Source organism: Dapis purpurea BLCC-M126, assembly GCF_050015975.1.
Classification (GTDB): Bacteria; Cyanobacteriota; Cyanobacteriia; order Cyanobacteriales; family Microcoleaceae; genus Trichodesmium.
Window position 1 is genome coordinate 1 of the sequence record NZ_JBNHER010000113.1, and the last position, 5,628, is coordinate 5,628.

A 5,628-nucleotide genomic window follows, 5' to 3' on the forward strand; every position below is an offset into this window, starting at 1 on the left:
TTCCCCTTAAAAGGGGAGGCTTTAAACCAGAATTATTTAATTATTAATTATTAATTATTAATAATTGGGTAAAGTTTACAAATCAGCTCTTAGTATTGTTGTGGAACAGGCAGGATGCCTGTTTCTATATTTACTCTTTTTTATTAAACTAATTCCCTGGATGAGTCATATTTTTAGGAATCACAATCTCCTCAAATTCCTCTGCCGAAACATAACCTAAATCCAAACAAGCTTGCTTCAAAGTTAAATCTTTTTCATGGGCAAAATGCGCAACTTCCGCAGCCTTATCATACCCAATTTTAGGACTCAAAGCTGTCACCAACATCAAAGATTGTTCTAAATAAAACTCAATTTTTTTCTGATTTACCTTTAGATCGATTAATAGAAAATCAGTAAAATTATTACAACTATCAGCAATCAAATTAATCGACTGAATCAAATTAAAAACCATCATCGGTTTATAAGTATTTAACTCAAAACTCCCCTGAGCACCAGCAAAAGCGATCGCTGCATCATATCCCATCACCTGAGTTGCCACCATTGTCATTGCCTCACACTGAGTAGGATTAACTTTTCCTGGCATAATTGAAGATCCTGGTTCATTTGCAGGCAAAATTAACTCCCCAAAGCCACATCGAGGCCCGCTTCCCAACCAGCGAATATCATTAGCAATTTTCAGTAACGAACCAGCTAAAGTCTTCAAAGCACCACTCGCCATCACTGTCGCATCGTGAGCAGCTAAAGCAGCAAACTTATTAGGTGCAGACACAAAAGGCAACCCAGTTATTTCACTAATATGTTTCGCAGCAAGTTCAGCAAAACCACTCACCGTATTCAACCCCGTTCCCACTGCAGTACCACCCAAAGCTAGTTCGTACAAATCTGGCAATGTATGAGTAATACGTTGCAAATTTGCATCTAGTTGCGCCACATATCCCGAAAATTCTTGCCCCAATGTCAGAGGTACAGCATCTTGTAGGTGAGTACGCCCTATTTTAACAATTTCCGAAAATTCTTCTGACTTCTCTTGGAGCGCATCGCGCATTTTCCTAACTTTCGGCAGCAACTTTTCATGTAATGCTACTGCTGAGGCAATGTGCATCGCAGTTGGGAATGTGTCATTAGATGACTGCGACATATTAACATGATCGTTAGGATGTATAGGGTTTTTGCTTCCCATTTCTCCACCAGCAATTTCTATCGCCCGGTTAGCTATGACTTCGTTAACATTCATATTGCATTGGGTGCCACTTCCTGTCATCCAGACTCGCAGTGGGAAGTTACCATCTAGTTTCCCGGCAATAATTTCTTCTGCTGCTTGAACGATTAATTTTGTTTTGTCTTCTGGAAGTTTACCTAGTTCCTGGTTAGTTTGGGCGACTGCTTTTTTAAGAATAGCAAATGCTTTAATGACTTCTGGTGGGATATAGTCTTGTCCAATAGAGAAATAGATAAGCGATCGCTGAGTTTGAGCGCCCCAATAACGGTTTGCTGGCACTTCTATTTTTCCCATGCTATCGCTTTCAATTCGCATTTTGGGCGGTGTTGATTCTGTCATTGGTAATTTTTTTGATACAGTTTATTGTTCTATTTACCTACATCATCAGCTTTTATCCCACCTACTTAGTTAAATTTTTATTATTGTGTATTAAAACTCAATTCAATTACCGTGCCAAAACCAATGAGTTGGATTTGACTAAGTTAGTTTTACTTTGATATTGTTGTTTTTTTGACTTTAAGTATTTTTCTACTATTTCTAAAATTTTATTTGCATTTGCTGGTTTTCTTAAAAAATCTGTTGCACCTGCGACTTGCGCTCTAACCCGGTTTATCCAACTATCTTCCCCAGTATAAATAATAATAGGAGTTTCTTTATAAGCAGGAGCTGTCCGCAAAAAATTACAGAGTGCATAACCATTAACATTAGGTATAACTAAATCCATAAATATTAATTCAGGTGGCTTTTTAGCCATTAACCCTATTCCCTCCATTGGGTCAGTAATTTTTTCAATTTTATATCCTTTAGGCATCAGAATTTGCTCTAAAAAATTACCTGTTGTTGGTGTTGAATCTATACAAGCTATTGGAACTCTGGGGCGATTGTTGGAACAGTAAACTAGGCGTAATTGTTCTAAAGGAGAGGGTAAATCTGGTACTGCTCGAACTTCGATTAAACCTTGTTTAAAAAAATGATATAAAGTACGAGTTGTTAAGGCTAAACATTGCTTCTTTTGCACTGCAATATCCCACAAAGTATTTTGACCATTAAATTGATTAGTAATCGCGTCTAAAGATGCTTCAGAGAACCGACTTTGTGAGTTTACAGATTTTTTCACTATTGGAGCTTGTTCTGGGAAAATATCAGTAATGCCCATTTTATCCCAGCGTTCCCAGAGTTTTTGTGCTCCTTCTAGAATTTGTTTTAATTCTGGTGGAGATAATGCTAACTTAGTAACAATTTCTGCAGTTAATTTTTGATAGGAATGCCAGTTTAAATTTAACACTGGTTGACTTGCTAAAGAAAATAATATTTCATAGCTACTATTACGGATAATTGCTTTTCCTTCTTCTAAAGTTATTTGTTCTTGAGTAATACCTTGTTTGAGAAGTTGATATTCCCATAATTCTTCATTGGATAGTAAACCAGCATTAAATTTTAAATTTTGACAATGTTGACTAATTGCTCGATACCAACGCCTAGTTTGATGTAATCCTCCTGTGGCATATAACATTAGTCCTCGACAAAAGTAAATTTGCCATTGTTGTTCCCCATTATCTATAATTAGTTTGCCTGTTGCTTGTTTCTGGCCAAGTACAGCCAAGGCATTCCATATTTTATTGCACCCTGTATTAGTTACTAACATATATTACTCATTAACTATATTATTTTATAGTATATAATTTTCCAAATCATTTGGTAAAACTATATTGTACCTTTTTCTAATATTAAAAAATCTCTTTTAACTCTTGGCTGTTTCCTTCTGGAGCTGTTAAATGAAGCATTTATTTAGTCTTCACCTTTGAAATTTAACTCCTCTGGTCATAATCTCCACTATGTCTATATTGTATTTACTTTTTCTGAAATATGCCATGGCAGTAAGTACTATTGCCTAACAAATTTCTTAGTTGAGAAAGATATATAAGCAAGATAAATTCTGAGTATATATAATTAATATTCTTCTCAAAGTCTTACACCAGTTGAATAAATTTTGCTACAAATATTTAGGTTACTGCTTAGGAGTCAGGAGTCAGAAATATTTAGTTTAAATATCATTTATTAGCTTGAACATCCCTGTTTAATCAAAGATAAATCTGATTAAATTGTTTTAATTATCTTGATTATTTGTAAAATTATCTTATCAAATTGGTATTATACCAATTTGATAAATGTTTGCTGCAAATGACTAAGTTATTTATTAGGAGTTAGAAGTTAGGTAGGGGAGCTATCAGATTTGTAATGTACAGAAGTCAGAATGAATGTTTTCAATACCATTTTTTAGGCGGGAAATTATCTTTACTTGTCAAATAGACATCTTCTGTCTAGTCTTTTAATCACAGTTACTATTCGTAACATTATTTTTTCAAGATGGTATTATACATATACAACCTAGCAATTTTCAAGCGTAACAACGATAATTTAATTTTTTAGTCATTACTAATTTATTTTAATACAGCCGAATATTCATCTCAATCATTAAGCACTTATATAGCCAAAAAATCACATTAGCCTTCTACAGCCAAACAAGTAAAATTATATGCTCGTTCTAAAGTTAAAATTTGAGAAGTTTTAGCCTCTTGTCTATTTACATATTTTGCTACAACTTCTACAACTTTTTCTGCGCTAGAAGATTTACATAGATAATCATTAGCACCTATTAACTTAGCTCTAGTCCGATCGATAATACCATCTTGACTCGATAAAAATACAATTGGTGTATCTTTAAACATAGTAGTTTTGCGTAAAAAATCACATATCGTATAACCACTAACTTTAGGCATAACTAAATCCAAAAAAATCAAATCAGGTTGAGAATCTTCTAGGGCTGCTAACCCTTTAATTGGATCTTGAATATGCACAACTTTATATCCTAATGGCTGGAGAATTTTCTCCAAAAAATTACCTACAAGATGACTATCATCAATACAAGCAATTGTCGCTTGAGGCCGACGATTTTCTACAGATACTAAGCGTAATTTTTCTGGTGGTGAAAGCCAATCTTCTACTTGCTTAAAATAAATTAAACTCCGTTGTTCACAATCATATAAATTCTGAGCTACTTCCACTAATGACATTTTCATTAAAAATGCAATATCCCAAATTGTTCTATCGCAATTTAATAACTTATTTACTGTCAACAAAAAGTCTGAATTTTCTTGACTTGACAATAATTTATTTGTATCTCTAATAACAGGGGTACTATCAGGATTAATATGCCATAAACCTTCCTCTTGTAAAGATGTCCAAACTCTTTTTGCTGAAGTCAGAACTTCTTTAATTTCTAGTCTCGATAAAAGTAAACTTAGAGCTGTTTGAGAACTAGGATGTTTCTGCGGATGCCATCTTCTTGTTAAACCAGGTTGACTAATAATAGCAAAAAAAACTTCCTCTGCAATAGTACGCAAAATTGCCTTAGCTTGAGCTAAAGTTATCTGATTTTCGCTAATAGCTGTTTGTAATAATTTATATTCCCACAATTGATGATTGCTTAACTGATTGACTTCAAATTTAAAGTTAGGACAATGTTGACTGATAGCTCGATGCCAACGTCTAGTAGAATGTTTTCCCCCACTTGCATATAGGAGATGACCAAATAGGAAGTAAAGTTGCCATTCTTGATTGCCATGAGCGACGACTAACTTACCTGTAACTTGCTTTTGGCTAACTATACTAAGGGTATTTGCCAGCTTAATATAGCCTATTGTTGATGCTGACATAATTATTTAACCTTTAACATAATAGTGACATTTAATTTTGATGTACGAACAAACATAGCAGTCTAATATATATACAACTTTTATTATTTAATATTTATTTGATTTTGTCATGGTTTGTTATACTGATTTTTCAGTATCATCGCGTTTATATATCAGGATTTTCTCGGAAACTTTCTTGCTTATTATTGTTACTTAACAGACAACATTTATCACTCACCACAGTCTTGGCCTATTTTTCATCCGCCATTTTGCTTATTTTTGAGTTTTTTTTGTGAAGCAGGTTCATAATTTAGATTGTGGGTATTTGATATTTTTTACATTGATTTAATTTTAGCTTAACTTGATTCATGCTAACAAAACTGCTACGGGTATGATATGTTTGCATATTGTATATTAGACATCTCCGGAAAACAGGGAGTAGGGAGTAGGGAGTAGGGAGTAGGGAGTAGGGGGAAAGAATTGATGATTTATACGCGATACTTGAAAATAGTTATGCCGTTTCACGGAAAAGTTAAAAGTTATATCATGTAGGCTGGTATCGTTTGTGTAAACCCAAGTATGAGTATCTACAGGAAATTTAAGTTTTTCAGGCTTTTAAACCTTCTCTCCTAGATAACTAATATCATGTTCGGGTAATCACTTACAGCGCTTTTCAGTTGAGTAGACCACAAAACTGTTGTAGGAGTAATGAGT

3 protein-coding genes are annotated in these 5,628 nt (G+C 33.9%); all 3 read right to left on the minus strand.

Annotated elements, in window-relative coordinates; translation table 11 throughout:
- Positions 1–148 precede the first annotated feature (148 nt).
- Positions 149–1,558 carry a class II fumarate hydratase gene (fumC, locus tag ACP6PL_RS10425; protein WP_426545190.1) on the minus strand — a complete coding sequence of 470 codons (1,410 nt, stop codon included), beginning with the start codon at positions 1,556–1,558 and terminating at the stop codon, positions 149–151.
- A 106-nt stretch (positions 1,559–1,664) separates the two neighbouring features.
- Positions 1,665–2,864 (minus strand): response regulator, encoded by a 1,200-nt coding sequence (locus ACP6PL_RS10430; protein WP_426545191.1) that lies wholly within the window; start codon positions 2,862–2,864, stop codon positions 1,665–1,667.
- 859 nt (positions 2,865–3,723) lie between these two features.
- The gene (locus ACP6PL_RS10435) at positions 3,724–4,935 is read right to left on the minus strand and encodes a response regulator (protein WP_426545192.1); all 1,212 of its coding nucleotides are present in this window, start codon (positions 4,933–4,935) and stop codon (positions 3,724–3,726) included.
- Between the last annotated feature and the right edge of the window lie 693 nt (positions 4,936–5,628).

Bases quoted from the DNA above. Each gene is read 5' to 3' on its own strand.
- fumC (WP_426545190.1), bottom strand. From the start codon at position 1,558: ATGACAGAATCAACACCGCCCAAAATGCGAATTGAAAGCGATAGCATG.
- ACP6PL_RS10430 (WP_426545191.1), bottom strand. From the start codon at position 2,864: ATGTTAGTAACTAATACAGGGTGCAATAAAATATGGAATGCCTTGGCT.
- ACP6PL_RS10435 (WP_426545192.1), bottom strand. From the start codon at position 4,935: ATGTCAGCATCAACAATAGGCTATATTAAGCTGGCAAATACCCTTAGT.